Source organism: Vibrio lentus (assembly GCF_002875945.1).
Lineage (GTDB): Bacteria > Pseudomonadota > Gammaproteobacteria > Enterobacterales > Vibrionaceae > Vibrio > Vibrio apostichopi.
In genome coordinates, this window is record NZ_MCZK01000042.1 from 1 (window position 1) to 25,066 (window position 25,066).

A 25,066-nucleotide genomic window follows, 5' to 3' on the forward strand; every position below is an offset into this window, starting at 1 on the left:
TCTAAGCGGAGAAGAGCCGGTTTTGTATGTAGTTTGCCATCGGGTCATTGGAACACTGACGATCTCGGCGAGTTGCCACTTCCTTAATCAGTTGCAATCGATATGTAGAGCTAGCACGTTTCATTTCAATGACCTCCTGTTTTAGACACTAATAGAAAAATCTAGTTGCCAGATATAGGGGCGTCAACGTGATCAGAAAGTATTTTTTTTGAGCAACCAAGAATCAATACGTTGGCATCATAATTCATAAAAGTGTCATTTAACTTGGCGTGATTAAGCGGTCTTTTTCAGGTTTAGCTGGCAGTTTTTCTTTGAATAAAAAAGCCCAGTTAATACTGGGCTAATCGATTTTCTATGGTTATTTTGAAGAGTTTGGCTTGCTCTTAAATTGCTTAACACTCTTCTTTTTTGCCGTTCTGCGATTGGCCATTTTGTCCTTTGGTGGACGTTTTCTGGCTGTTGCTTCAGAGGCGGGTTTATCTGTTACCGGAAAACCGTCTAATGACTGTAACGGAAGTGCTTTGTTGGTGAGAGTACGGATGGCGTCTAAATACTCAGTTTCACCGTGGCTCACAAGGGAAATTGCGAACCCAGTGCTTCCTGCTCTGGCTGTGCGCCCGACACGGTGTACGTAAGTCGCAGAGTGAGATGGCAAGTCAAAGTTAATCACGACGGGCAGTTGGTCTATATGTATGCCTCGAGCCATCACATCAGTTGCGATTAACACTCGTGTTTCACCATTTTTGAAACTTTCTAGTGCTTGCGTTCTTTCTTCTTGGCTTTTATTGCCGTGTAAGGCACTTACGCTAATTTTTGCTTTGTTCAGTCGCTTGGTGAGCGCGTCAGCATTGTCTTTGGCACTGATGAAAACCAATACCTGTGGCCACTGATGTTGGTTCAGTAATGCTATCAGTGCTTGAGGTTTGCTTCCCTTGTTCACTAGGTAGAGCGTTTCTTCAATGGCTGAAACGACACTGTTCTCTTGATGCGTCGTGACCTTTACTGGATTAGTAAGAAGCGCCTCAGCCTGACTGACCAGCTCTTTTGGCAACGTAGCCGAAAACAGCAGTGTTTGATGTTTTTTCGGAAGAGCAGAAATAATGGTTTGAATATCCGGCCAAAACCCCATGTCGAGTAAACGGTCTGCCTCATCAAGAACTAAGGACTCGCATTGGGTTAGCGCTAGCTTGTTCTCTTGGATAACGGCAAGTAGGCGGCCAGGAGTTGCGATCACGAGTTGTGGCTTGTCTAACAATTGCTGTTGCTGGCTATCGATATCAACTCCACCAGTCAGTGTCACCGTTTTGATATCAAGTGCCGTTGCGATGGGTTCTAGAGCCTTGGCTACTTGAGAGGCAAGCTCACGGGTTGGAACAATGATGATCGCTTGCAGTTCGTGAATTGCCACATTGATGTTATTTAACAGAGGTAAGCCAAACGCCAATGTTTTCCCGCTGCCTGTTTGGGCTAAGGCGAGAACGTCTTTGCCTGAAACAATATGGGGAATAGCCGATTGCTGCACCTCTGTAGGAGTCTGGAGTTGGTCGGGGATCGCAGCAAGAATTTGAGCGTTTAGGGTTAGGCTATCAAATGACATAAATGAACCAAGTATCAAAAGGGAGGTGGAGTCTAACAGGGCTATAAATGTTAGAGAATGAGTTTTGCAGCGTTACAGGATAAACGGGTGAATTATACACGTTAATTTTATGCTTTATCCATATAAGCGAACTAAGACAAGTGAGCTGAGCATAAGCTAATAAACGTTTGGCATATTGTAATGGTATTGAATGGACGTACAATACCCGCCCTAAAACGATCAAGAATGATTAGCAAGCGATAAGGAAATGAAAGCGAAATGAGTTGGGAAAGTATCTGGCTGTTTATTGTCATCGTGTTTTTTATTGCCATTATTCCAGGCCCAAATGCTCTGTTGGTATTGAGCACGGCTCTAACTCAAAGAAAGCTGTTTGCGTTTATTAACGTGTTGGGTGTGTCATGCGGGTTCTTTTTTCATGCGTTTGTTTCTGCGAATGGCATGAGCTTACTGTTATCTCAGACCCCAATGGCGTTTGAAGGTCTTAAGTGGCTGGGCGTCTTGTACTTAGTCTGGCTTGGTTATAATCACTTTCGAGCGGCACTGCGTGCTCAAGATGGCGTGCTTGCTGTGGTGAGTGCATCGGGAAGTAAGCTTTATCATCAATTTGTGAAAGGGTTATTGACCAACTTACTCAACCCTAAAATTGTCCTGTTTTACCTTTCAATATTCCCTCAGTTTGTTTCTACGGACAACATTGTATCCGACAGCTTAATGTTGGGCGCGATACAGGCGACAGTGGTTGCTACATGGTTTTTGGTTGTCATTTTGATGGCTGATACGTTTAAGAGGTTATTAACTCAAAAGCGCACTTCTCAATGGATGAACATTGTGTGCGGGTTGTTGTTTGTTGGCTTCAGCATTCAATTGGCGTTGTTTCAGCTTTAGGGTTCATCGCTAACAGTCGAGCTCCTGACGTATCCGACTCACATCTCACTTTTTACTGAATGCTCAGCAATCCTTGTTTCTCTGCATAAATCTCTAAAGCATTAGCTCGTAAAGTCGATATAATAACCAGCTATCAATTTGGTGAATGTATTCGTTCGAAATCCGATTGAAGCCAAAGGCTATTGCTTGACCGACTAAACAGAGACAGGGAGTCACAGATGAGTGAAGAGTCATTCACCCAGAAACGCAAATATTATCGCTTGAAGTACCCAAAAAAGGCACGTCCAGTGATGCGAATTAAGGATGAGCTTTTTCATGTCAGTGAAGTGTCTGAAAAGGGTGTGCGCTTGATGATGCGTAACATCATTCCTGTTTATCGAGGTTTCTCAATGGCGGGCAGCTTAAGACTGCATGATAACAACACTATTGATATTAGTGGTGCAGTGCTGCGACAAGAAGGCGATGAAGTGATTGTTCAGTTGTTACAAGGGCCAAGCTTCAAAGATATGGTGTCAGAACAAAGACACATTAGGCAAAGATACCCAGTGTTTTTTGCTAGCCTCAGAGTGGCATAGAGAGCTATTAAAGTTAGATACCTTAAAGCTAGATTCACTCATCAAAGCCGATATTAAAAAGCCCAGCACTTTCACAAGTGCTGGGCTTTGCTATATATGTAAGCAAACTAATGATACGGACGAACTAAGGCGCTTAGTCTGTCTATGGTTTGTTTTATAGCTCGTCTACTGTTGCCCAAACCGCTGCTAGCATGTCGTGACCAAATGCAACGCTGCGCTCTGGAGACCAACCGTACAGTTCGTCAGCGTGGCTGATATGATCTTTAAATGGCATCTCTACGGTGTAAGCCAAGCATTTGAACTGTTCGCCGATCCAGTTTGTGCCGACTGTCATATTCGCTTTGCCCGGCTCGTCTTTATCGTAGCCAAATTCATCTTGGAACTCTGGCGTGATAGTCAGAAGCGCTTGCTTGAAGTGATTCTCTAGTTTTGCAATGCGCTCGTTGTATGAAGGTGTGCCTTCGCTGCCCGCTACAAAGTTATACGGGATGGCTTCGTCGCCGTGGATGTCTAGACACAGGTCAACGCCCGTTTCTAGCATGCGCTCACGCACAAGGAAAACCTCAGGGCTGCGTTCCATAGAAGGTGACTGCCATTCACGGTTTAGGTTAACGCCAATACCGTTGGTGCGCAGGTGGCCACGGATACTGCCATCTGGATTCATGTTAGGCACAACGCGGAATACAACGTTGTCTAGTAGTGAGCGACCTACCGTGTCTGTTTCATCGAGTAGTCGTTGAAGCAAGCCTTCGATTAGCCATTCAGCCATGGTCTCGCCAGGGTGTTGGCGACCAATAACCCAGATGTTTTTCTTCTCTTCACTTGGCTCACCAATGGTTAGCAAAGTGATGTCATTGTTGTCTAGCGTGTGACCCAGAGTTTCAAGCTTACAAGCCGGGTGCGTTTGCGCACTGTGCAGAAGATCTTGGTGACGATCGTATGAGTACGGTGCGAAGTACGCGAAGTACATCGAATCGTGTTCAGGAATGATGTCGAAGCTTAGTGTATCGCCATCGAACTGAGATGGGATACGGAACCACTCTTCACGGTCATAAGATGCAACCACATCGTAATCTTTCCAGCCTTCAGGGTAAGCAGACGTTGCCAATTGACCGATTTCGAAGTGGTGTGCTTGTTGAGCTTCACTTTCTAAGCGGAAGTGGAACCACTGAGATATTTCAGTCTGGTTGTCTGCTGGGATAGTCAGTTGAATGTTTTGTGGTGAATCTGCTGAAACGACGTGAATGTTGCCGCTTTCGAAATTGCTGAAAATTTTCATTGTAGTTTTTATCTCGTAGTTGAGTTGCCGTAAGACTAGCACACTTTTTTTCGAGCAAACCACTAACTAAATCGTAATGAGATGTTATTTCAATTCTCTATTTTTTGTTATCTACGTTTAAGCTTTCTGATTTTGAACTAGCGGCGTTGGCAAGTCGTACAGCCACGACAGGCTGAGCGTGTGTAGCGATCCAGTTTACTGCGTTGCACCTTACAGTAGGCGTTTTTTAGTGCTCTTCGTCCAGAAAACCAATCATCAGGTTTTGACAGGATCAGATAACCATTAAAGCGCTTCACAAGCTCGACTCTGTTTTGGTCGATGAACTTGCTATCAAACCCAATTTCAAAGTAATCAAGCGCTTGTTCGATGGCAGTGAAACTCGCTATTTTTTGTTGGAATTCTGTTTGGTTCATTGAGTAAAGAGTTTATGAAAATAGGTAGCCGATATTGTATTGGATTTACAATTTACTTCTTTGATTTGGGAGGCGGTTTAGTGTGTTGTTATTAGATTAATCAATTGTGCATATTAATCTCAAGCCTTTTATTTACAGGGTGATTGGGTTGTAAGGGGATTCATTTTATAAAGCGACTTCATTCTCTCAGAAAGGTTCATTTTTTATTCCTCAGATTACGATTTATGATCCAAATCAAACCTATCTACCCCTAAAGTACTACTCTGATCGTAATTGTAACCAATTGTTGAAGATGATTAAGAATTATGACAATAAAAAAACGTTATATCGCACTAATAGCGGCGGTTGGTATAGGTATTGGCTGGTTAACCTTAGGGGGAACTGCAGCCGTTATGCACTATACATCGAGCACTGAGTTTTGTGTTTCTTGCCACACGATGGAAGCACCGCACAAAGAATATCAAGGTTCAGTTCACTTCAGTAACGCAAAAGGCATTCGAGCAGAATGTGCCGATTGCCACATCCCCACAGATCCGATTGATTACGTGATCACTAAAGTAAGAGCATCAAAAGACATCTACCACGAATTCATCTCCGGTAAGATCGACACGCCTGAGAAATACGAAGCGCACCGTGAAGAGATGGCTGAAACGGTATGGGCTCAATTCCGCGAGAATGACTCAGCAACGTGTCGCTCTTGTCACGACTTCGATGCAATGGAAGAGTTCGAGCAATCTCGTGATGCTGCGAAAATGCACGCTTACGGTAGAGAAAATAACCAAACGTGTATCGACTGTCATAAGGGCGTAGCGCACTTTGCTCCTGAAGCTCAGCTAGACAGTAAAGCGTTTGATACCTTGATTGCCTTTACCAAAAATACGGCAGCAGATGCGAAAGTTGTTTACCCAGTGACAGACATTGCAATAGGTGAGTTCGGTAGCCTAAACCCAACAGCTTAATTGCAAGTAATTAAAGCTGAAGGCGACAACCGCACCGTAACGTTGAATGCGTTCCAAATGAAAGGCGCAGAACAGGTGCTTTACTTCGGTGAAGGGCAGCGTTCTATTGTTGCTAAATTGACAGAACAAGGGCAAGGCGCACTTAAAACGGGTGAATATGAAGCGGATGCTTATGGTAACGAATGGCGTTCAGTTGAATTGACGGGTGACATTACTTCGCCAGTTGTCGATAGCCTAGACCCTATTTGGTCTTATGCCGAAGAGTTAGACAATGTTTACTGTTCAACTTGTCACGCAAAAATTCCTGGTGAGCACTTCACTGTTAACGCTTGGGGACCGGTTGCTAAAGGTATGGGAGATCGTACAGATATCTCAGAGCAAAACCTTGAACTACTGACTAAGTACTTCCAAAACCACGCGAAAGACGTTGTTGGCCACTAATAGTAAGGAATAAAAAATGACAGATATTACACGTCGCGGATTTCTAAAAGGCACAAGTATGGCGGCTGGTGCAATGGCGTTTACGTCGTTTTCCCCAGTGTCCGTAGCTTCATCAGATACGCGTGGTAAAGGTGTTCTTACGGCTGGCCGTATGGGGCCGATGTTGTGTGAAGTGAAAGACGGCAAGTTAGTGTCTACCACGAATGCAGTAGCACAAACGGTTGCAAACAGCCTACAAACAACAGGCCCTGACCAAGTTCATACCAAAGCTCGCATTAAATACCCAATGGTGCGTAAGAGCTACTTAGATAATCCACTGGCGCCTAAAGCAGCACGTGGTGATGACGAGTTTGTTCGAGTATCTTGGGACGAAGCGTACAAATTGATACACGAACAACACATGCGTATTCGTGAAAACAATACACCAGATGCTATTTTTGCTGGGTCTTACGGATGGCGTTCAAGTGGTGTCTTACATAAAGCACAAACACTACTGCAGCGTTATATGGGAATGGCTGGTGGTTATTCGGGTCATATGGGAGATTACTCAACGGGCGCTGCACAAGTTATTATGCCGCACGTTGTTGGTTCGATTGAAGTTTATGAGCAACAAACGACTCACCCGATGGTTCTTGAGCATAGTGATGTCGTTGTGCTTTGGGGTTTAAACCCTATGAACACACTAAAAATCGCGTGGAGTTCAACGGACTGTTCTGGTTTGGAGTTTTTCCACCAACTGAAAAAATCAGGGAAAACAGTGATTGCGATTGATCCAATGCGTTCTGAGACCATTGAGTTCTTTGGTGATAATGCAGAATGGATTGCTCCGCACCCAATGACTGATGTTGCGATGTTGATGGGTATTGCCCATACACTGGTTAAAACAGATAAACACGACAAGTCATTTATTGAAAAATACACAACGGGCTATAACGTATTCGAAGATTACCTGATGGGTAAAGAAGACGGTGTGGTGAAAGATGCACAGTGGGCATCTAACGTGTGTGGGGTCTCTGTTAAGCAGATTGAATTACTTGCCGAGATCTTTAGCAGTAATCGAACAATGTTGATGGCAGGTTGGGGAATCCAACGTCAGCAATTTGGTGAGCAACGTCACTGGATGTTGGTGACACTCGCAGCGATGTTAGGTCAAATCGGTTTGCCAGGCGGCGGTTTTGGTTTCTCTTACCATTACTCTAATGGTGGTAATCCATCTCGTGATGCGGGTGTTTTACCTGCTATGTCAGCGTCACTTGGTGCGGTAGCCGGAAGTGATGAGCGTGGCTGGTCTGCGACGGGTAAAGTGATGAACTCGTTCCCGGTTGCTCGTATTGTGGAAGCGTTAGAAAATCCAGGACAAGCATACAAACATAATGGTCATGATCGCGTCTTCCCAGATATCAAGATGATCTGGTGGGCTGGTGGCGGTAATTTTACTCATCACCAAGATACCAACCGCTTGATTAAAGCATGGCAAAAACCTGAGTTAGTGGTTATCTCAGAAATTTACTGGACCGCTGCAGCGAAACACGCAGATGTCGTTCTTCCAATTACTACGTCATTTGAACGTAACGATTTGACGATGACGGGTGACTACAGTAACCAACACCTAGTGCCAATGAAGAAAGCGGTTGAACCTCAAGGTGAAGCGCGTAACGACTTTGACGTGTTTGCTGATATGGCGGAGCTACTTGCGCCTGGTGGACACAATGTGTACACCGAAGGCAAGACCGAGATGGAATGGTTGTATGGCTTTTATAAAGCAGCGCAACAAGGTGGTAGAGCAGCGCGTGTCGCTATGCCGAATTTCAGCAAGTTCTGGGAAGATAATCAGCTTATTGAAATGAAGTGGAACGAGAAGAACGCACAGTTCGTTCGTTACGCTGATTTCCGTGATAACCCAATCATGAACCCACTAGGTACGCCAAGTGGTAAGATTGAAATCTTCTCGAAAACGATTGAAGGTTACCAATTAGAAGATTGCCCAGCGCATCCAACTTGGTTAGAACCAACAGAATACACCGGTAATGCTAAAGATGGAGAGCTGCAACTGATGACAGCGCACGCCGCGCATCGTCTACACAGCCAGTTCAATTACGCGAAGATTCGTGAAGAGTATGCGATCGGTAACCGTGAGCCTATCTCAATTAACGTAGAAGACGCGAAAGCACGTGGCATCAAAACGGGTGATCTTGTTCGCGCATACAACGATCGTGGACAAGTACTTGTTGGTGCATTAGTGACTGATGGCATCAAGCAGGGCGCTGTATGTATCCATGAAGGCGGTTGGCCTGATTTAGATAAAGACACAGGTCTATGTAAAAACGGTGGCTGTAACGTACTTACGTTGGATATTCCGACCTCTCGTTTGGCAAATGGTTGTGCGGCGAACTCTGCGCTTGTGAAAATTGAAAAATACACAGGCCCAGCGTTAGAACTGACGGCATTTGATCCACCTAAAAATGGTTAATCTCTAACGAGAAATAGCCGACAGAATAGAGCCAGCTTAATCGCTGGCTTTTTTTATGATCTTTTTTGTGTCACAGAGACTATTACTCAGTATCGAGTAGACAACTCATATTAATCAACGACATCACAGCGAGAGATAAGATCATGAATCGGATCAACCCAAAGAAGTTACTTCGTAGTAAATGGACCGCGGTTAGCCCAGTAAAGAAGGAAAAACACTTCATGATTACTGAAGTTGAATTCGAAGAAGGGGAAGTGATTCGTTGCTTAATCGAAGCGGTGATGACCAAACGAGAGGAAGCCATCAATTGGCGAGATTTGACCGATAAAGATCATTGGCTTCCTGGTTGGAAATAAAGATGTGGAGTCAGCACCTAAAGTAAGGAGAAGATACCGCAGATTCGCCCGCTTTAACTGTCCGAAGCTGTGCGTAATTGCCAGTATTTGAGTCCTTCTAACACTCCCTCAGCGTGTGTTGCTCTGCTGGTGTAAACATTGTCTCTATCGGAGAGGTGCGCGACCTCAGGGTAATGGTTAGCCACCAAGATCGAGTTTACGCCCTCTATCGTCAGCATAGAGGTGTCGTTAGCAGAATCACCCGCTACGCATACTTCCTCAACGCTCAAATCATGTTGTTTGAGCAGATGATGAATCGCGGTAGCCTTATTGACGCCCTTCGGGGTGATGTCTAGATACCAGTCGTGAGAGTAGGTGAGGTGTACATCCAATCCGTGCGATTCCAAACTTGATTCGATCAGCTCATGTTGAGGATCAGACAGTTTCCCTTCAAAAGTAATCTTGTAATCACCTTGATGGTTTTCGAAGCGTTCGCCCATAAAATCGAGCGGTGCGAGTGCTGACTCTACCTTTGATTTATTCCACGATGCTTCTAATTGGTTATGCCAAATGTGGTCAGGCTTTTGGGAGTGAACGTGGTGAATTTTCGTGCCCACATCGCTAATAATACTGTGTGGTTTCGGGTAGTTATCCGATGCTAAGCCCACTCGAATAGAAGGTAGGGTTCTCCCCGTCGCAATGATAAATCGGATATCGGATTGCTCGGTTAAGTAGTCAAATAATTGATTAACGCCATGAGAAGAACCTCCATCCAGCGTCCCATCAAAGTCACATACCAACATTTTTATCATTTGAATTCCCTGTTCTTTTCTCTAATCATCGCGGAAAGAATATCCATTTCTTCTATAAAGAATGGCTCAGCAATGAGCACTCTACAAGTTGTCTTTTGGCTTAGATAATCGACATTCAATAGTTTGCAGCAAGCGTCACAGTCGGGGTTATGTTTTGAAATTCTGGGTTGAAAAGGTCTATTTTATCTCGCTGGTTTTAGCCGATTTTTCTTTGGTTTTTAGGCTCAGTGCGAGTGGGGGATTAGATCCTTACGACAGGCTAGGGACTTGCATCTAAAACGTCATTAAATCTTAATAAATAGTTTGTATTCGAATTATTTGTACACGAACTATTTGTGCGTATTTGTGGTCTATTTAGCCTATTAATTGTTCTGATGTGAAATAAATATTCAATAATCTATCAGTAAGTAATACATAATATTGCAGATGGCGTTAGTGGTTTAAAGTCTTTTATTATCAATATTTTGCTTATATTTCGCTTGAAATTTAACCTTTGTTTTAGTTGGTGATTTAGCGGTTTTATTCCATATTTACAGAACGCGACCCCTTGATTTACAGGGTTTAATTGCTTAGAGTGCTAATCGTTTTTCGGGTTTAAATAACCATTTTAAAGCTTAAACAACCGTTTTAAGTTTAAATAACGATTAGTTTAAATAACTAAGAAAGGATTAGATTACATGGATCCCATACTGGAAGTTAAGGGACTGTACAAGGTGTTTGGTGAAGACACCGACCGTGCTTTTACAATGATTAATGAAGGCGCGAACAAAGATAAAGTTTTCGAAGAAACAGGTTTAACGATCGGCGTTAACGATGTTTCTCTTAGCATTCAAGAAGGCGAGATTTTCGTAATAATGGGACTGTCAGGATCTGGCAAATCAACCCTAGTACGCCTTCTTAACCGCTTGATTGAACCTACCAAAGGTAATGTGCTTCTTCGAGGCAAAGACATTGCCCACATCTCAGAAGATGAACTCCGCGAAGTCCGCCGCAACAACATCTCAATGGTTTTCCAAAACTTCGCATTGATGCCTCACATGACAGTAATTGAAAATGCCGCGTTTGGTCTTGAGCTAGCGGGTGTTGAAGTTGATAAGCGAAAACAGTCAGCATTTGAAGCGTTGGAGCGAGTAGGTCTTGGCGCGTATTCAGAATCTTACCCTGATGAATTGTCTGGCGGTATGAAGCAGCGTGTTGGTTTGGCTCGTGCTCTAGCTTGCGACCCCGATATTCTGTTAATGGACGAAGCCTTTTCTGCGCTCGATCCTTTGATTCGTACTGAAATGCAAGACGAGTTAATTCGACTTCAAAATGACGATAAGCGAACAATCGTATTCATCTCGCATGATTTGGATGAAGCGATGCGTATCGGTGACCGAATCGCGATTATGCAAAATGGTGAAGTGGTTCAAGTGGGTACTCCGGATGAAATCTTGAATAGCCCAGCGAACGACTACGTTGAAGCTTTCTTCCGTGGTGTGAATGTAGCAAGTGTTCTTACTGTGAAAGACATTGCGCGCAAGAAACCAGCTGCGGTATTTAAGAAATCAGAGCACGACGGTCCAGCTTCCGCTCTACAAATCTTGATGGATAACGACCGTGAATACGGCATCGTTGTTGAGAAGAGCAGTCACTACTCAGGCATTGTGTCTATCGAGTCCCTTCGTAAAGCCCATAAAGAGAACAAATCATTAGTTAGCGCACAGCTAGATGATGGTTTAACTCTCAATCCAGATTTACCAATCAATGATGTACTTGGCCTTGTGGGTGGCGTGCCTTATTCGGTTCCTGTTGTGGACGATAAAGGTAATTACTTCGGCGTTGTGACGAAATCACGACTGTTACAAACATTGGATAAGGGATAGATCATGTCGTCGGAACAAACAAATAATGACCCATGGTCGCAATCAGCACCTGCAGCTCAACCTGCAAGTGATCCTTGGGGCCAAGCCGCTGATACTTCACCATCTGCAGATTGGCTAAGCAGCGAAACGGTAGAAACCATTCCTTTTGATCCACTTAATCCTTTTGCAGAAGCAGTTCTGCCTGTTGATACTTGGGTTGAGTCTGGATTGAATTGGCTAGTTGAACACGGACGCCCCTTATTTCAGGCGATACGTGTGCCTATCGATTTCATCCTAAGTTCATTTGAAACGGCTTTGGTGTCTACGCCAGCTCCGTTCATGTTGATCATCTTGTTTCTCGTCGCATGGCAGTTTTCAAATCTGAAGCTTGGTGTGGCTACTGCAGTATCGTTGACGTTCATTGGCTTGATTGGCGCTTGGTCTGAAGCGATGACCACACTTTCACTGGTTATGACGTCGGTCTTCTTCTGTCTGTTGATTGGTTTGCCCATGGGGATATGGCTCGCCCGCAGTAATACTGCGGCTAAATTCGTACGCCCAATTCTCGACGCCATGCAAACGACGCCAGCCTTCGTTTATCTCGTACCCATCGTAATGTTGTTTGGTATCGGTAACGTTCCGGGTGTCGTGGTAACCATCATATTCGCACTGCCACCAGTGGTACGTTTAACCATCTTGGGTATTCAACAGGTGCCGGAAGATTTGATCGAAGCGGGTCATTCATTTGGTGCAAGCAAAAAGCAGATGCTATATCGAATTCAACTGCCACTGGCATTGCCAACCATTATGGCGGGCGTAAACCAAACACTAATGTTGTCGCTATCGATGGTGGTTATCGCCTCAATGATCGCGGTAGGTGGTTTAGGTCAAATGGTACTGAGAGGTATCGGCCGTTTAGATATGGGACTGGCCGCTGTTGGTGGTCTAGGCATTGTTATTTTGGCAATCCTACTTGACCGCATTACCCAAGTTCTCGGGGTAAATGCAGGCAATACAAAATTACGCTGGTATCACATGGGGCCTGTTTCCCTTGTGCTAAAAGCTTTAAATCGCGGTAAACAATCAGAACTACAACTAAGGAAAAACACCAATGAATAATTCATGGAAGAGCAAACTAGCCGTTAGCATCGTTTCGACACTGGCTGTATCAACGAACGTGTGGGCAGCAAGCTTGCCAGGTGAAGGTGTATCAGTTCAACCTGTTCAATCTTCAGTTGCTGAGGAAACGTTCCAAACACTGATTGTTAACCGTGCTTTAGAAGAGCTTGGCTACGACGTGAAATCAACACAAGAAGTGGACTACAACGTAGCTTACACCTCTATTGCAAAAGGTGATGCAACGTTCCTAACCGTAGGTTGGTTCCCACTTCATGCTGAAAAGTACACAATGGCGGGTGGCGATGACAAATTCTACCGTGAAGGTCAATATGTTAGTGGTGCAGCTCAAGGTTACCTAATCGATAAGAAAACGGCAGAAAAGTACAACATCACTAATATTGGTCAGTTAACTGATCCAAAAATCGCGAAGCTGTTTGATGCAGACGGTGATGGCAAAGCAGACCTAACAGGTTGTAACCCAGGTTGGGGCTGTGAAATGGTTATCGAACATCAACTATCAGCATTCAAACTGGACGATACGGTAACTCATAACCAAGGTAACTATGCGGCTATCATTGCCGACACAATTTCACGTTACCAGAAGGGTGAATCAATCCTTTACTACACGTGGACACCTTACTGGGTGAGTGGCGTATTGGTTCCTAACGAAGACGTAGTATGGCTAGAAGTTCCATTCTCTTCACTACCTGGTGAGCGTGCGAATGTTGATACTACTTTGTCTAATGGTAAGAACTACGGCTTCCAAATGAACTCAATGCGCATTATCGCGAATAAAGAGTTTGCTAAGAACAACCCATCAGCGGCTAAGCTTTTCGAAATCATCAAACTTAATATCAATGATGTAAGTGCTCAGAACATGATGATGAGCAAAGGTAAGAACAGCTCTGCTGATATCGAAGCACACGTAAATGGTTGGATTAAAGCGAACCAAAATACGTTTGATGCTTGGATTGCAGAAGCTAAGAAAGCAACACTGTAGATTGGTACTTGTTCAGGCTCGATTGTCACCTCAACAAAAATTATGAGTGTGTTTAGTGATTGTGTAGATTTACTAAGTCGCTTTCAAATGAAGTGAAAAGACGGCAAGAATGATGATTAAAAAGCCAGCAGTCCATTTGGATTGCTGGCTTTTTGTTTTCTGTTTCTATGCTTTATGCTGCAGTTCTAGTTTCTAGTTTCTAGTTTCTAGCTTCTAGCTTCTAGCTTCTAGCTTTTCGCTATAGCTCTAGCGTTCGCCTTGAACTTCGAAATCGTCACTAACCAGACGAGCGCAACCATCCGCTTCTAATGCCCAATGTTCACGATGCACAACACCAAACGCTTTGTTCATTGTCCAGCTAGCCGTCAGAATGTAGCCGCCTTCTGGGTGTTCTTCCCACTTAACATCGGTGTAATCAACGTCTTTGAAACCTTGGTCGATGATGTTTTGCCAAAACGCTTGAATTGCTTCACGGCCTTCAAAGGTACCAAATGGACGAGCTTCCATCACACACGACTCAGAGTATTGATCCGCACAACCTTTTGCATCTTGGCTGTTGAATGCTTTCTGCCATGCGTTAATGCCTTGCTTACATGCTTCTAATACTTGATTGTTTAACATTGCTTTTCTCCATAGCAGTCTTCTTTCAAACACTGTGTCTTTGATTTGGGTGTCTCGATAAGTTGAATTGATTTTAGTCTTGGAAATTGATTTGAAAAACAGAGATAATAGAAAATACTGTATGTAAAAAGAGAACAATAGAATGAGTAAGCTAAAGCAGATGTCGATTTTCGCTCACATCGTAGAGCAGGGTTCAGTATCAGCTGCGGCTGAAAAGCTTGAGTTATCTAAGTCCGTCGTCAGTCAGCACCTCAAAATTTTGGAGCAAGAGTTAGGCGCTTCACTTCTCAAGCGTACAACACGCAGACAAACCCTGACCAGTATGGGTGAGCGTTTCTATTTAAGTTGCAAAGACATTAACGTGATTGCTGAATCGGCGTGGGATATGGCCAAAGCCGAACTAGAAGAGCCACAAGGTCGAATTCGAATTACGGCTCCGAATGCGTTGATGGATCTATTGGTCGCGCCTGTTATTGCAGAGCTGATGAAGCAATACCCGAAGCTAAAGCCAGAACTGATCAGCGATGATCAGCACTTAGATTTCATGGAACACGATATTGATCTCGCAGTTCGAGTAGGCAGTTCGCGTGACAGTAACCTTAAGCAAAAGCGCTTGGGCGAGTTCAAAGATGTGTTGTGTGGCGTCGAAGGTATGCGAGTTCGTGAACTTGAATCCATCCCTTACATCGCCAATTCTTGGCAGGGAAAACAGGTGACTCATTACTTTAGTTCTCAAAATGAGCAAGACTTTGTCTACCAACAGCAAGCCAGTTGTACCACCAACTCTTTTCATAGTTGCCTTGCCTTGATCAAGTCGGGCGTTGGCATCGGTGTAATTCCAGATTTCTACCTTCACCAGCTATCCGATGAGGTAGTCGACATCATGCCAAGCTTTCAATTACCCACTAATACGGTTTATGCGTTGAACCCATTTGCTTCCAACACACCTATCGCCATCAAACTTTGTGTTCAAGCATTGGAAGATAAGCTGAAACAGAGCTTTATTTAATTGATGGGAGGCTTTCAGCAAAAGAGCCCGTCAACTAAGGTGAGATAGCCAATCGGTCATTTCATCTTTTATCTCTCTACCTCTCATTTCTATCTTATCGTGTTCGTTTAATTGTGTGGATATTGGCGAAAAATCAAACCCTTACTTATAGTTAGTCTTAGTGTCTAGTTGCTTATCAAATGCTAAGAGGTTTAGTTATTGTCTGATCTTTGTACCAAATCATGCATCGAGTGTGGGTTAGTCAGCCAGTTCCGTGAATTACCGCCGGGAAGTGAGGCATCGTGCCCTCGCTGCAAACATACTTTATGCAGTATTGGAGCAAGCAAAGGTCAGGGTGTGATGGCTTACGCATCGGCCAGTTTGATAACGCTGGTGATGAGCCTGATCTTCCCTTATATGTCTTTTAGCGTGCAAGGTATCAGTCAACAAATAACCTTGTATCAAGCTGTCGAAATGATGAACCGACTCGATAACACTTCGATTGCCGCGTTATTGTTTCTCGCTGTCATTTTCCTTCCTGCCTATTTTCTTATTAGTGTGCTTTGGTTTTATGCATTAACAGAAAGGAAATTAAATCACGTACACGCACCAGGCCGTTTAGCTATCTTTGTATTAAAAACATTGAGTTGGGTGAAACCCTGGTTGATGGTAGATGTATTTTTGATTGGTGTGCTCGTCAGTTTGATTAAAATTGCCGCTCTAGCCGATGTATCTATGGGCATCTCTTTTTGGGCATTTGGCATTTACGCCATGTTAGTGGTTAAGACGATGTCATTAGTCGATTTTGATTGGATTTGGGATCAGTTAATACCACCAAAACCGTTGGATGGAACTGTCACCGGTGGCCTGTTTCAAAAGCATGACCATTTGGTCTGCCATGTCTGTGGGCAAGTCCATCTCTATGATGACAATCTGACTCAATGTTCTCGCTGTCATGTTCATCTGCATCGATTTAATCCAACCAAAAACCTTCAGATAGCGTGGGCTCTATTACTCACATCCATCATTTTCTATATCCCGGCAAACCTATATCCAATGATGTATACGTCTGCGTTCGGGACGAGTGAAGGTTCCACAATCATAGAAGGGGTGATCATATTGTGGAACATGGGCTCATACCCTGTTGCGATGGTCATTCTTATTGCGAGTGTGTTTATCCCAATGGCCAAAATGGTCGCCCTAGCTTATTTGTATTGGAACGCAAAAAGGGTTGAAGGGCTACCACCGCATGAAGCTAATCGTTTCCTCAAAATATATCGTGTCACTGAGTTCATTGGCCGTTGGTCGATGATAGATATTTTCGTTGTCGCTATCTTGGTCGCGTTGGTTCAACTCGACGGGGTCATGGCCATTTACCCGGGTCCAGCTGCGTTGTCTTTCGCGTCGGTAGTCATCTTCACTATGTTGTCAGCGATGATTTTCGATTCTCGAATTATATGGAAGTAATCTCCCCTGAGAGGTGTGGGACATATGGATAAACAAAACGTTTCTGCAGAAGTATCGAAAAAGAGTGAGATTTCACCTGTTTGGATTGTGCCGATTATCGCGGTATTGGTAGGGTGCTGGATGTTGTTCCAGTACTTCAATAATCGTGGGCCGGAGATAACCCTTATCTTGCCTGATGCCTCGGGTATTGAAGCGGGAAAAACAGCGATTAAGTCTAAAAATGTCCATGTGGGCACCATCACCGATGTGGCGCTGAGTGAAATCTATGAATACATCATAGCGAAAGCTCAGATAGACAAAAAAGCTTCTCGCATGATCAATACGGAAACTCAGTTCTGGGTGGTTGAGCCCCATGTCGGTACCGATGGTATCAGCGGGTTAGAGACCATTTTGTCGGGGTCGTATATTGAATTGAAGCCGGGTAAATCGAGTGAATCTCAATTGAAGTTCGATGTGCTAGACACGCCTCCGGTCGCAGGGCCAGATACCAAAGGAATAAGAGTGGTGGTCTCACACAACAAGGCGAATCAACTCAATGTTGGCGAGCCGGTGTTACACCATGGTTTTGTTGTCGGTCGTGTTGAAAAAACGAGTTTTGATTATCAAAAGAAAGAAGGTAAATACCAACTGTTTATCTTCGCGCCTTACGATGGTTTGATCTTCGAAAAGACTCAGTTTTGGTTATCTTCAGGAATTGATGTGAGGTTTGGTGCCAATGGCTTAGACGTTAACTTCGCATCGATCGAAAGCATCCTGACTGGCGGGGTGAGCTTTGATGTCGCGGAGAGCATTAAACCGGGGTTACAGATCAAAGAAAACTTGCACGAGTATACGCTTTACGACAACTACGATGCGGTACTACAAGGTAAATACACCACTTCGATTGATTACGTATTGTTGTTTGAAGAATCGGTTCGTGGTTTAAGGAAAGGGGCACCAGTCGAATATCGTGGTGTCCGGATTGGTACGGTGGATACGGTGCCGTTACAGATTCGCATGGACAAAGATGGCAAGGTATCTAATCGTATTCCAATCCTAATTAAGCTTGAAATCGAGCGAGTATCCGAAGTCTTTAGAGCCGTGAATGCTGAAAGCTTTGCGGAGCGGGTCAAACTTCAGATGGGAGAGGGCTTAAGGGCGACGTTGAAAACAGGTAACTTGCTCACGGGCGCGTTGTTTGTCGATATTAACTTCTATGAAGACGAAGACCCTTACGAGCCGAGAGAGTTTGATGGTTATCCTGTATTCCCCGTCGTGCCGGGTGGCTTCACTGAGATTCAAAAGCAGATCACCGATTTCCTAACCAAGATTAATGAGCTTCCGCTGGATGCGACTGTTGCTAACTTAAATGGCTCGCTTGCCTCTTTAGACACCACCTTGAAGAGTATGGATGAATTACTGGACAGCGAGGGCGCAAAAGCGTTACCTCAAGATCTGAGTGAAACTATGAAGCAACTTGAAACGACATTAGAAAGCTACGACGATGATTCTGACGCCTACAAGCAATTGATCAGTGCATCTGAAGAGCTAGAACATGTGCTTAAAGAGCTTCGCCCATTGATTAAAGTATTGAATGACAAACCAAATGCGTTGGTGTTTGGCAGCGATGTGGAACAAGACCCGATTCCAGTTAAGGGAGTGGAATAATGAGAAAGCTATTGATATCACTGGTTACGTCGGTCGGACTTTTGGGGTGTGCGACTCCCACGGATGGTACTAACGCCTATCTCTTGCCGGAAAGTGCATTGGATAAACCCATCTTTAAGGTACAAACTCGGGTAGAGCTACCTGATTACTTGGACACTATTGGTATCGCGTATCGAAAGTCTGAAAATGAATTAGTCTCTGCACGCAAACACGTTTGGGCGGAAAATCTAGAAGGGTTACTCGAAGAGAGGGTAAACAGTTCTAATGCTACGGGCGCTGCGGATAAAGAGTTAACGATTACCTTTGAGCAGTTCAATGGTTCTTACACTGGCAATGCTGAGGTGAAAGGAACTTGGGTGCTAAGCGAACAAGATGAAGAGCTTGCACGTGCTGATTTCGATTCTAAGGTGCCGTTGAAAGAAGCAGGTTATGAAGCACTTGTTGAAGCGTTAGGTGAAGGGCTGGATGAGGTCTTGTCTGATATCCAATCGCAGTTACCTTAAAGGTCATTTTTAGGGCTGTTTTCTATTTGGTAAATCTCGTTTTTCCTCGTTTGTTTGGTTGTTGATGGCTAAAGTAACTCCATCGAAAGAAAAAACGAATGATGAAATACAGAGGTGATGTATGAAAAAATTAATCGCACTAGGCCTAATGGCTCTTTCAATGAATACAGCGTTTGCAGCAGATGGTAATTACACAGGTACAATCGATATGAATCTGACAGCCCCGAACCAAACTAATGTAGAGCGTGTTGAATCAAAACCTGTATTACAAGGCCGCAACGAAGCATCTGCTGGTGGTTTAAAATTCCAAACTGACACACAAGATCACGCGATCGAACTAACAGGTCGTCGAGACTAACCCAAAGTGTTAAACATACTGGTTGAAGAGTCCGCGCTATTGAACATTCTGAAAATGTTGTACGCGGACTTTTTTGTTTCTGTCCTATCCTAATATCCCACATAAATGTCCCAGTTCTTGGCAATCGACTGTTTGCTATTAACTATTTGTTCTCAATTTCTAGCTCCCAACTCTTAGCTCTCAAGCTTTTGTGATCCGTTATGCCGCTTCTGCGAGTGAAGTGATGGCAACAAAGGCGATAAATTTGTCGACCAGAAGTGGGTTAAATTGTCCTTTCAATCTTTCATCAAACAGAATACGTAACGCTTTATCAGCGGGCATACCTGTGCGGTAAGCTCTGGTTGAGGTCATGGCGTCCCAAGTGTCGACCAGTGCAATAACTTGTCCAATCAAAGGATTCTCAGAACCTCTTAGGCGCAACGGGTATCCGTTTCCATCCCATCGTTCATGATGTAAAGAACCTAATATAGACGCCAGTTCCAGCTCAGGAACTTCTAACGTCATTGAGTAAGACTCTTCAACGTGTTTATTCATTACTTGGCGCTCTACAGGCGTTAACTTGCCTGTTTTGTGAAGCACAGCATCGGGCGTCCCCAGCTTTCCTAGATCGTGAACAAGAGCAGAATCGAAAATTAATTCTAACTGTTCTTCATTAAATTCTAAGTACTCGCCAAATGAATAAGAGAGTAAACACACTCTTAATGTGTGCTCGTAGGTTTCCATAGAATGTTGACGCATTGGTTGTAACAACTTAAGTGCATCGAGTGAATGTTTGTGTTGTAGAGCGAGTGTGTACACGCGGTCAATCTTGGTTTGGTTCATAGCGGCTTGCCGTGTCAATGTGAATGAGTCGGGCAGTATGGAGAGGATGAGTAGAGGAGTTAACTTAATGTGATTGAATGTTTATTAAACAGTCTTTCTCGAAATTCATAACGAGGTTTAGAAAAATTTAGAAGTTTGAAAGGTAATGAATTTTTAATTAATAGTTTTAATTTTCAATGGTTTAATTTTTAATAATGAATCATAGCTATTTAATGGAGTAGAAGTGAGACAAGGTTCACAATACGGTTCTACTTCATTAATCAGAGTGCTTTTAATGTATCTATTCAACAGTGATTTGTTGAAACGGAATTCAACACTAAATGTGTTTACCTCAGTCAGTTTAGCTGTATTGCTAGCAGGCTGTGGTGGTGAATCTAACTCCGACGGAGAGCAAGGTGTTATTGCATCTCCGACAGAATCAGCCTCGATTAGTGCGCAAGATATTCAAGATAACTCGCTGGTAGAACAAAGCTTCACTATTGATCTGACTGAGCATGTTCATACATCGAATAACCAAGATTTTGTCGTAACTAATGCTCGCTCTCTATCTGGTGATTCTTGCCAAGTTCAAGGTATTAGTGAAGGTAGTTTCAATGTCTATTCGTCTGACGTTAACGACTGTTTGTTCGAATATGAAGTAACGACTTCAGCTCGCACTTCAATGGCAACCTCTTACGCTCGTGTTGCTATGGGACAGAATTACTCGTCTACCACTCTTCCACGTATTACAGCATCAACCATCGAATCACAGGTGGTGGTTGTAGATCTAGATAGTGAGTTAGGCTCATCGTTACCGAGTGATGACTTTGCCCTGCAGGACAGTGTTATCAGCCTAGGTTCAGGTACAGCTCGCGTCTCTGGTGAACATCAGATTGAGTTTACGCCAACGGAAAAAGGTCAAACCGAGGTGTATTACAGCTACCAAAACGGTGAGTCGATTCAACAAGGCTCACTGTCGATTGCAACTTCAGAAGATACTTACAATACCGCACCCACAGTGGAAGATTTCGCTTTTAGTGAGTTAGCGTTATTGGGTGAAAACATTGTGGTGGATGTAGCCAGTTATATCTCAGATGTGGATCTCGATGATGTACAGCTTGTCGGCGTACAGGACTTCAACTCAACAACATCACTTTACGATCCTGCTAATATCTCTAACACCAAGTTTGAGTTCTCTTCTACACAACCTGGCCCTCACGACGTGGCTTACACAGTAAGCGATCACATGGGTGGCTACACTACCGGATTGGCACGCATAGAAGTCGAACCAGATTTCTCTTTGATTCAAGATTGGGAAGATATTGTCACTCATGATCCTGTGATCAGCTCAGACATCCGCTTTTTCGCGCCAATGACAAAAGTGTATGCCGACTACGTCAATGCCCCTTATACAGGCACCTATGTCGAGAATGGCACGCAAGGATTGAAAGACGCTGAAGTCGTCACTCAAACACTGAGCCAAGCGCGTCAATATTGCAAAGTCCGCGGCGGTCGTCTGCCTTTACAGCGAGAACTTGAAACACTCATTACTAACGAAACTAGTGCATTCACCAACCACAATTGGCCTTCAAGTAAGAAGTATTGGACTGCGGAAAATGTCAGTGAAACAAACGCTGCCACTGTTCACTTAAATGATGGATCAATCGGCAACCAGTCAAAGATTGTTGGTATGTACACGACTTGTGTTGATTTGAGTAACCCGAGTGTGAGTGATTTTTCATCCGTCGTAGAATTAATCTCAGCTTCTGGAAATGAGTATAAATACCAGATTGCTGTAACCCATCCTGATGGTGGAATGGGTGTCTTTCAGGACATAGAGTTAGAAGCTATGGATGAAAACGGTGTTTTTGATTCGGGGCTATCTTCCGAGCATCTCACTTTAAATGAAAGTGGTCTGGCACAAGTGAGTTACTTTGATACCGCCTTCAATAAGTCTGTGATATCGCTAAAAGTCAGCTCTATTAACGAGTTGTACCCATTCTTACCGGACGAGGGTGCATCCTCTCTTGATACCAAAGAACCGACTAAGTGGAATCATGTTGATATTCGATATGGTCTGTCATTACCTGAAATTGGAGAAAATGGCCTCCCTGTACTGTTTTCATATAACTCACCAGATGGTATGGGCAGCAGTTCGGTTTATAAAGAGAGCTTCGATGGCAACGATTTCATTATGTCTTTGCACATCCGAAATCTCGGAAATGTGACTCATGGCGCTACTTCGTTTTTTATACAACAGCAGGGAAACATGCCGAATACGAGTTGGTATGACGTAACTAGATCGCAGCCTGGAGCGCCTTTGACGAACGATACGTTCAATATTGTTACTCACTTTTTTAAGAATGAATTCAATTTTTACTTGGGTTTTAACAATTTTACTGGGGCTACAAATGCCGATGTTCAATATGTCGATAGGTACTTGTGGTTTCAAAAGAAAGGAGAGCGCCTCTATCACTATTCATCATCTACAGCGGTAAGACCTGCAGAACCTGACTTTGTCGTTCCTTTTGATTGGGGGGCGATAGATCCGAACAAGCCTTATTGGGTGGGCGCTGGAGGTTCAACGAATTATGAAGATGTTGAAGCTTATGTTGTGACAGCTAATTTTGCCGCATATCTATAGGAGCGTTTGTGTTGAAACTATATAGAGAAATGTTATTGAAGGTCGGAACTTCAATGCTATTTGGCTGCGGTGGAGGGTCTGGTGACTCTGACTCTGCTTCACAACCGATGCAGTCAACTTCGCCATCAGTTGTGTCGATTGAAGCCTCTGTCGTTCAATCAAAAGCACTCGTCAATATGGAATCTGATACCACTGTTCATGTTAGTTCAGATATCGATTTTCGCTTAACTTCCGTCGAGCAAGTCGGTAATGGTGTTGATTGTGAGGTAACTTCGATTGATGGTATGACATTCACAACTTTGTCGGATCAGATTGGCGAATGCCAATTTGAATATAAAGCTGAACCTGTTGCGCAAGATATTTACGTTGGTCAAGCGTCATCGCTTGCGAGGGTGTCTGTTTCTGAAACGGCAGAAAACAATACGCTACCAAATTTGTCTGAGACGACTAACGTTGAATCAACAATCATAATTGATTTGTCTGAAGAGCTAGAAAGCGAACTAGATACTTCTATTTATACGGTGTCCGACGAGATTACGTTGTTAGGTTCTGGTTCAGTTGAAGTGGACTCATTGGGCAATACGATTATTTATACACCAACAGATATTGGTGTTACTCGAATTATGTACTCAATGACTGACGGTACGGCAACCAAGCTAGGAAATATTGACGTGGCGGTTTCTGACATTGGAAATACGCCACCCGTTGCGAATGATTATGTTCGAGAAGGTAAGCTTGCCAAAGATATGTCGGTTGAAATCGACCTAACAGATTATGTGTCGGACGCTGAAGACAGTGTGATCTTAGATACTGTACGCGCCTATAACGCTGAAGCGGAAATTACCTCAACAACCGATCACACTTTTACGTTTCAGTCGTCTGAACCTGGTCCACATGAGGTCGCATATACAGTGATAGACGGGCGTGGAGGCTATGCTGTTGGTCAAGTTTATATCGAAGTAGAACCTGACTTTAGTCTTGTGCAAGATTGGGAAGATATTACGGTGTTCGATGATGTGATTAATGGTGATGCTACATTTTCAGCGCCAATGTCAAAAGCCATGGCGGATTACGCCAACGAAGATTATATCAATGTAAATGTTGAAGATGGCTCTCAAGGCCCAAAACATGCGCAGATAGTGCAAATGAACTGGGAACAAGCAAAATCCTATTGTGAGCACCGTAGTGGTCGCTTGCCGTTAACGCGGGAATTGGAAGCGCTAGCTACTGAATTTCCATATACGAATCACAATTGGCCTACATCTACTCCTTATTGGACCGTTGATAAAACTTTAAGCAATGAGGCATCCTTGGTTAGTTTGGTGAATGGTGCTTATAGTAATGGCGATACTTCTTCTGGTTCAGGTTATGCAACATGTGTGTACTTGGACGGTAAGGTTCAAGATTTTACAGTTGCTGATATGACGAGCGATGATACCGGGGATGGACGCAGTACAACTCGGTTCATCTCTGCGATATTATTAGACCCAGATGGTAATCCTGCGCCTTATCAGGACGTTGTTTTTTGGGGAACTAAAGGTAATGGCGGGTTTGGAGTTCAGAATGATCAAACAGAATATTCTTCTGAAACTAATAGTGATGGTGTTGCGACTGCGATTTTTGAGTTTACAGGCGGCTATGAAGATAAAGTCATGGCTCAGCACGGTGAAAATGCTAATTTTGTGCCTGTTACACTAGAAATTGGTGGCTATGATCCAACCGAACCTGATGATTGGAATGTTTCTAAAGTGCTGGGTGCCAAAGAGCTAGACATGTATGAGCCGATTATTAGCAGTGAAGGAACAATGATAAGTTTAGGTGAGCATGACCAATATATAACATCTATATCTCGAAATAATTTCATGGGGTCTTCGTTTGACATTGTCTTTACTGTAGACCGAACAAAAGCTACAAAAGCTAATGCTGGCGCTGTTAATGTCGTGCTACAGCAAGTAAGTTCCGTAGCTCCAGATGTTAACTCTTGGTGTGATGAAGAAATATATGGTTCATGCAGTTGGGGGGCCAATAATAGTGTTGGCACTGCTGGAGTACCTGCTGGTGATAATCGTTATTTAAAATTCGCTTTCGGCTATTACTATAACAACATTACGGTCTCAACGAGCGATGGAAAGATCGCCGAAGGTGATCAGCCTCATCATAGTGAACGTGTCGTTCATTATAGAATCGTAAATGATGAAGGCCGTATTCGAATTTATTATACATTAGATAGTAATAGAGAAAATTGGGTACGCTCAGTTGATGTGACTTTGGAATCAACACCTATTGATATGGGCTTTGTTGCGTAATT

20 protein-coding genes and 1 pseudogene are annotated in these 25,066 nt (G+C 43.7%); 15 read left to right on the forward strand and 6 right to left on the reverse strand.

From position 1 onward, the window contains the following. Nucleotides 1–358: 358 nt before the first annotated feature. On the reverse strand, nucleotides 359–1,597 hold the full coding sequence (locus BCT49_RS03835; protein ID WP_102434213.1) for a DEAD/DEAH box helicase: 1,239 nt from the start codon (nucleotides 1,595–1,597) through the stop codon (nucleotides 359–361). 258 nt (nucleotides 1,598–1,855) lie between these two features. Between BCT49_RS03835 and BCT49_RS03840 the strand changes: the two genes are divergently transcribed. Together BCT49_RS03840 and BCT49_RS03845 are read left to right on the forward strand one after the other, a co-directional pair. Beyond that, nucleotides 1,856–2,482, forward strand: a complete 627-nt coding sequence (locus BCT49_RS03840; protein ID WP_102434214.1) for a LysE family translocator — start codon at nucleotides 1,856–1,858, stop codon at nucleotides 2,480–2,482. Between the two features lie 218 nt (nucleotides 2,483–2,700). Continuing rightward, a complete protein-coding gene (locus tag BCT49_RS03845; RefSeq protein WP_017109877.1) occupies nucleotides 2,701–3,057 on the forward strand; it encodes a hypothetical protein in 357 nt (118 codons plus the stop codon). 154 nt (nucleotides 3,058–3,211) lie between these two features. On the opposite strand, the gene BCT49_RS03850 is transcribed toward BCT49_RS03845, so the two are convergent. Both BCT49_RS03850 and BCT49_RS03855 read right to left on the reverse strand, forming a co-directional pair. Continuing rightward, on the reverse strand, nucleotides 3,212–4,336 hold the full coding sequence (locus BCT49_RS03850) for a M14 family metallopeptidase (RefSeq protein ID WP_102434215.1): 1,125 nt from the start codon (nucleotides 4,334–4,336) through the stop codon (nucleotides 3,212–3,214). Nucleotides 4,337–4,473: 137 nt separating this feature from the next. Beyond that, nucleotides 4,474–4,749, reverse strand: a complete 276-nt coding sequence (locus BCT49_RS03855; RefSeq protein ID WP_102434216.1) for a nitrogenase-stabilizing/protective protein NifW — start codon at nucleotides 4,747–4,749, stop codon at nucleotides 4,474–4,476. 305 nt (nucleotides 4,750–5,054) lie between these two features. Between BCT49_RS03855 and BCT49_RS03860 the strand changes: the two are divergent. From BCT49_RS03860 to BCT49_RS03870, 3 genes and pseudogenes are all read left to right on the forward strand, one after another. Next, nucleotides 5,055–6,149 (forward strand): annotated as a pseudogene (locus BCT49_RS03860) (NapC/NirT family cytochrome c). Between the two features lie 16 nt (nucleotides 6,150–6,165). After that, the gene (locus BCT49_RS03865; protein WP_102434217.1) at nucleotides 6,166–8,619 is read left to right on the forward strand and encodes a molybdopterin guanine dinucleotide-containing S/N-oxide reductase; all 2,454 of its coding nucleotides are present in this window, start codon (nucleotides 6,166–6,168) and stop codon (nucleotides 8,617–8,619) included. Between the two features lie 143 nt (nucleotides 8,620–8,762). Then, a complete protein-coding gene (locus BCT49_RS03870) occupies nucleotides 8,763–8,975 on the forward strand; it encodes a TIGR02450 family Trp-rich protein (protein ID WP_017105704.1) in 213 nt (70 codons plus the stop codon). Between the two features lie 53 nt (nucleotides 8,976–9,028). Here the strand turns inward: BCT49_RS03870 and BCT49_RS03875 are convergent, their stop codons facing one another. Then, on the reverse strand, nucleotides 9,029–9,766 hold the full coding sequence (locus BCT49_RS03875) for an HAD-IIB family hydrolase (protein ID WP_102434218.1): 738 nt from the start codon (nucleotides 9,764–9,766) through the stop codon (nucleotides 9,029–9,031). 677 nt (nucleotides 9,767–10,443) lie between these two features. On the opposite strand from BCT49_RS03875, the gene proV reads away from it, so the two are divergent. Genes proV through proX form a run of 3 tightly spaced genes read left to right on the forward strand, consistent with a single transcriptional unit; the run spans nucleotide 10,444 to nucleotide 13,729 of the window. Continuing rightward, nucleotides 10,444–11,631: a glycine betaine/L-proline ABC transporter ATP-binding protein ProV gene (proV, locus tag BCT49_RS03880; RefSeq protein WP_102434219.1), complete on the forward strand. Its 1,188-nt coding sequence runs from the start codon at nucleotides 10,444–10,446 to the stop codon at nucleotides 11,629–11,631. 3 nt (nucleotides 11,632–11,634) lie between these two features. Further along, complete coding sequence (proW, locus tag BCT49_RS03885) at nucleotides 11,635–12,729, forward strand: glycine betaine/L-proline ABC transporter permease ProW (RefSeq protein ID WP_017105706.1); 1,095 nt, start codon at nucleotides 11,635–11,637, stop codon at nucleotides 12,727–12,729. After that, a complete protein-coding gene (gene proX / locus BCT49_RS03890) occupies nucleotides 12,722–13,729 on the forward strand; it encodes a glycine betaine/L-proline ABC transporter substrate-binding protein ProX (RefSeq protein WP_102434220.1) in 1,008 nt (335 codons plus the stop codon). The genes proW and proX overlap by 8 nt, the downstream gene beginning before the upstream one ends. A gap of 246 nt (nucleotides 13,730–13,975) precedes the next feature. On the opposite strand, the gene BCT49_RS03895 is transcribed toward proX, so the two are convergent. Beyond that, nucleotides 13,976–14,350 carry a YybH family protein gene (locus BCT49_RS03895; RefSeq protein WP_102434221.1) on the reverse strand — a complete coding sequence of 125 codons (375 nt, stop codon included), beginning with the start codon at nucleotides 14,348–14,350 and terminating at the stop codon, nucleotides 13,976–13,978. A gap of 142 nt (nucleotides 14,351–14,492) precedes the next feature. On the opposite strand from BCT49_RS03895, the gene BCT49_RS03900 reads away from it, so the two are divergent. From BCT49_RS03900 to BCT49_RS03920, 5 genes are all read left to right on the forward strand, one after another. Next, nucleotides 14,493–15,359 carry a LysR family transcriptional regulator gene (locus BCT49_RS03900; protein WP_102434222.1) on the forward strand — a complete coding sequence of 289 codons (867 nt, stop codon included), beginning with the start codon at nucleotides 14,493–14,495 and terminating at the stop codon, nucleotides 15,357–15,359. A 198-nt stretch (nucleotides 15,360–15,557) separates the two neighbouring features. After that, nucleotides 15,558–16,805, forward strand: a complete 1,248-nt coding sequence (locus tag BCT49_RS03905; protein ID WP_133151639.1) for a paraquat-inducible protein A — start codon at nucleotides 15,558–15,560, stop codon at nucleotides 16,803–16,805. A 24-nt stretch (nucleotides 16,806–16,829) separates the two neighbouring features. Then, on the forward strand, nucleotides 16,830–18,452 hold the full coding sequence (gene pqiB / locus BCT49_RS03910) for an intermembrane transport protein PqiB (RefSeq protein WP_102434223.1): 1,623 nt from the start codon (nucleotides 16,830–16,832) through the stop codon (nucleotides 18,450–18,452). Then, nucleotides 18,452–18,955, forward strand: coding sequence for a PqiC family protein (locus tag BCT49_RS03915; RefSeq protein WP_102434224.1), 504 nt, complete (start codon nucleotides 18,452–18,454; stop codon nucleotides 18,953–18,955). Before pqiB ends, BCT49_RS03915 begins: the two co-directional genes overlap by 1 nt. 121 nt (nucleotides 18,956–19,076) lie before the next feature. Further along, the gene (locus BCT49_RS03920; RefSeq protein ID WP_102434225.1) at nucleotides 19,077–19,313 is read left to right on the forward strand and encodes a hypothetical protein; all 237 of its coding nucleotides are present in this window, start codon (nucleotides 19,077–19,079) and stop codon (nucleotides 19,311–19,313) included. 198 nt (nucleotides 19,314–19,511) lie between these two features. On the opposite strand, the gene BCT49_RS03925 is transcribed toward BCT49_RS03920, so the two are convergent. After that, on the reverse strand, nucleotides 19,512–20,135 hold the full coding sequence (locus BCT49_RS03925) for an HD-GYP domain-containing protein (protein ID WP_102434226.1): 624 nt from the start codon (nucleotides 20,133–20,135) through the stop codon (nucleotides 19,512–19,514). A gap of 223 nt (nucleotides 20,136–20,358) precedes the next feature. Between BCT49_RS03925 and BCT49_RS03930 the strand changes: the two genes are divergently transcribed. After that, a complete protein-coding gene (locus BCT49_RS03930; RefSeq protein WP_241908028.1) occupies nucleotides 20,359–22,758 on the forward strand; it encodes a DUF1566 domain-containing protein in 2,400 nt (799 codons plus the stop codon). Nucleotides 22,759–22,766: 8 nt separating this feature from the next. Then, the gene (locus tag BCT49_RS03935; RefSeq protein ID WP_133151640.1) at nucleotides 22,767–25,064 is read left to right on the forward strand and encodes an Ig-like domain-containing protein; all 2,298 of its coding nucleotides are present in this window, start codon (nucleotides 22,767–22,769) and stop codon (nucleotides 25,062–25,064) included. Nucleotides 25,065–25,066 lie beyond the last annotated feature (2 nt).

Coding starts and splice junctions, on each gene's coding strand:
- BCT49_RS03835 (WP_102434213.1), bottom strand. CDS start 1,597: ATGTCATTTGATAGCCTAACCCTAAACGCTCAAATTCTTGCTGCGATC.
- BCT49_RS03840 (WP_102434214.1), top strand. CDS start 1,856: ATGAGTTGGGAAAGTATCTGGCTGTTTATTGTCATCGTGTTTTTTATT.
- BCT49_RS03845 (WP_017109877.1), top strand. CDS start 2,701: ATGAGTGAAGAGTCATTCACCCAGAAACGCAAATATTATCGCTTGAAG.
- BCT49_RS03850 (WP_102434215.1), bottom strand. CDS start 4,336: ATGAAAATTTTCAGCAATTTCGAAAGCGGCAACATTCACGTCGTTTCA.
- BCT49_RS03855 (WP_102434216.1), bottom strand. CDS start 4,749: ATGAACCAAACAGAATTCCAACAAAAAATAGCGAGTTTCACTGCCATC.
- BCT49_RS03865 (WP_102434217.1), top strand. CDS start 6,166: ATGACAGATATTACACGTCGCGGATTTCTAAAAGGCACAAGTATGGCG.
- BCT49_RS03870 (WP_017105704.1), top strand. CDS start 8,763: ATGAATCGGATCAACCCAAAGAAGTTACTTCGTAGTAAATGGACCGCG.
- BCT49_RS03875 (WP_102434218.1), bottom strand. CDS start 9,766: ATGATAAAAATGTTGGTATGTGACTTTGATGGGACGCTGGATGGAGGT.
- proV (WP_102434219.1), top strand. CDS start 10,444: ATGGATCCCATACTGGAAGTTAAGGGACTGTACAAGGTGTTTGGTGAA.
- proW (WP_017105706.1), top strand. CDS start 11,635: ATGTCGTCGGAACAAACAAATAATGACCCATGGTCGCAATCAGCACCT.
- proX (WP_102434220.1), top strand. CDS start 12,722: ATGAATAATTCATGGAAGAGCAAACTAGCCGTTAGCATCGTTTCGACA.
- BCT49_RS03895 (WP_102434221.1), bottom strand. CDS start 14,350: ATGTTAAACAATCAAGTATTAGAAGCATGTAAGCAAGGCATTAACGCA.
- BCT49_RS03900 (WP_102434222.1), top strand. CDS start 14,493: ATGAGTAAGCTAAAGCAGATGTCGATTTTCGCTCACATCGTAGAGCAG.
- pqiB (WP_102434223.1), top strand. CDS start 16,830: ATGGATAAACAAAACGTTTCTGCAGAAGTATCGAAAAAGAGTGAGATT.
- BCT49_RS03915 (WP_102434224.1), top strand. CDS start 18,452: ATGAGAAAGCTATTGATATCACTGGTTACGTCGGTCGGACTTTTGGGG.
- BCT49_RS03920 (WP_102434225.1), top strand. CDS start 19,077: ATGAAAAAATTAATCGCACTAGGCCTAATGGCTCTTTCAATGAATACA.
- BCT49_RS03925 (WP_102434226.1), bottom strand. CDS start 20,135: ATGAACCAAACCAAGATTGACCGCGTGTACACACTCGCTCTACAACAC.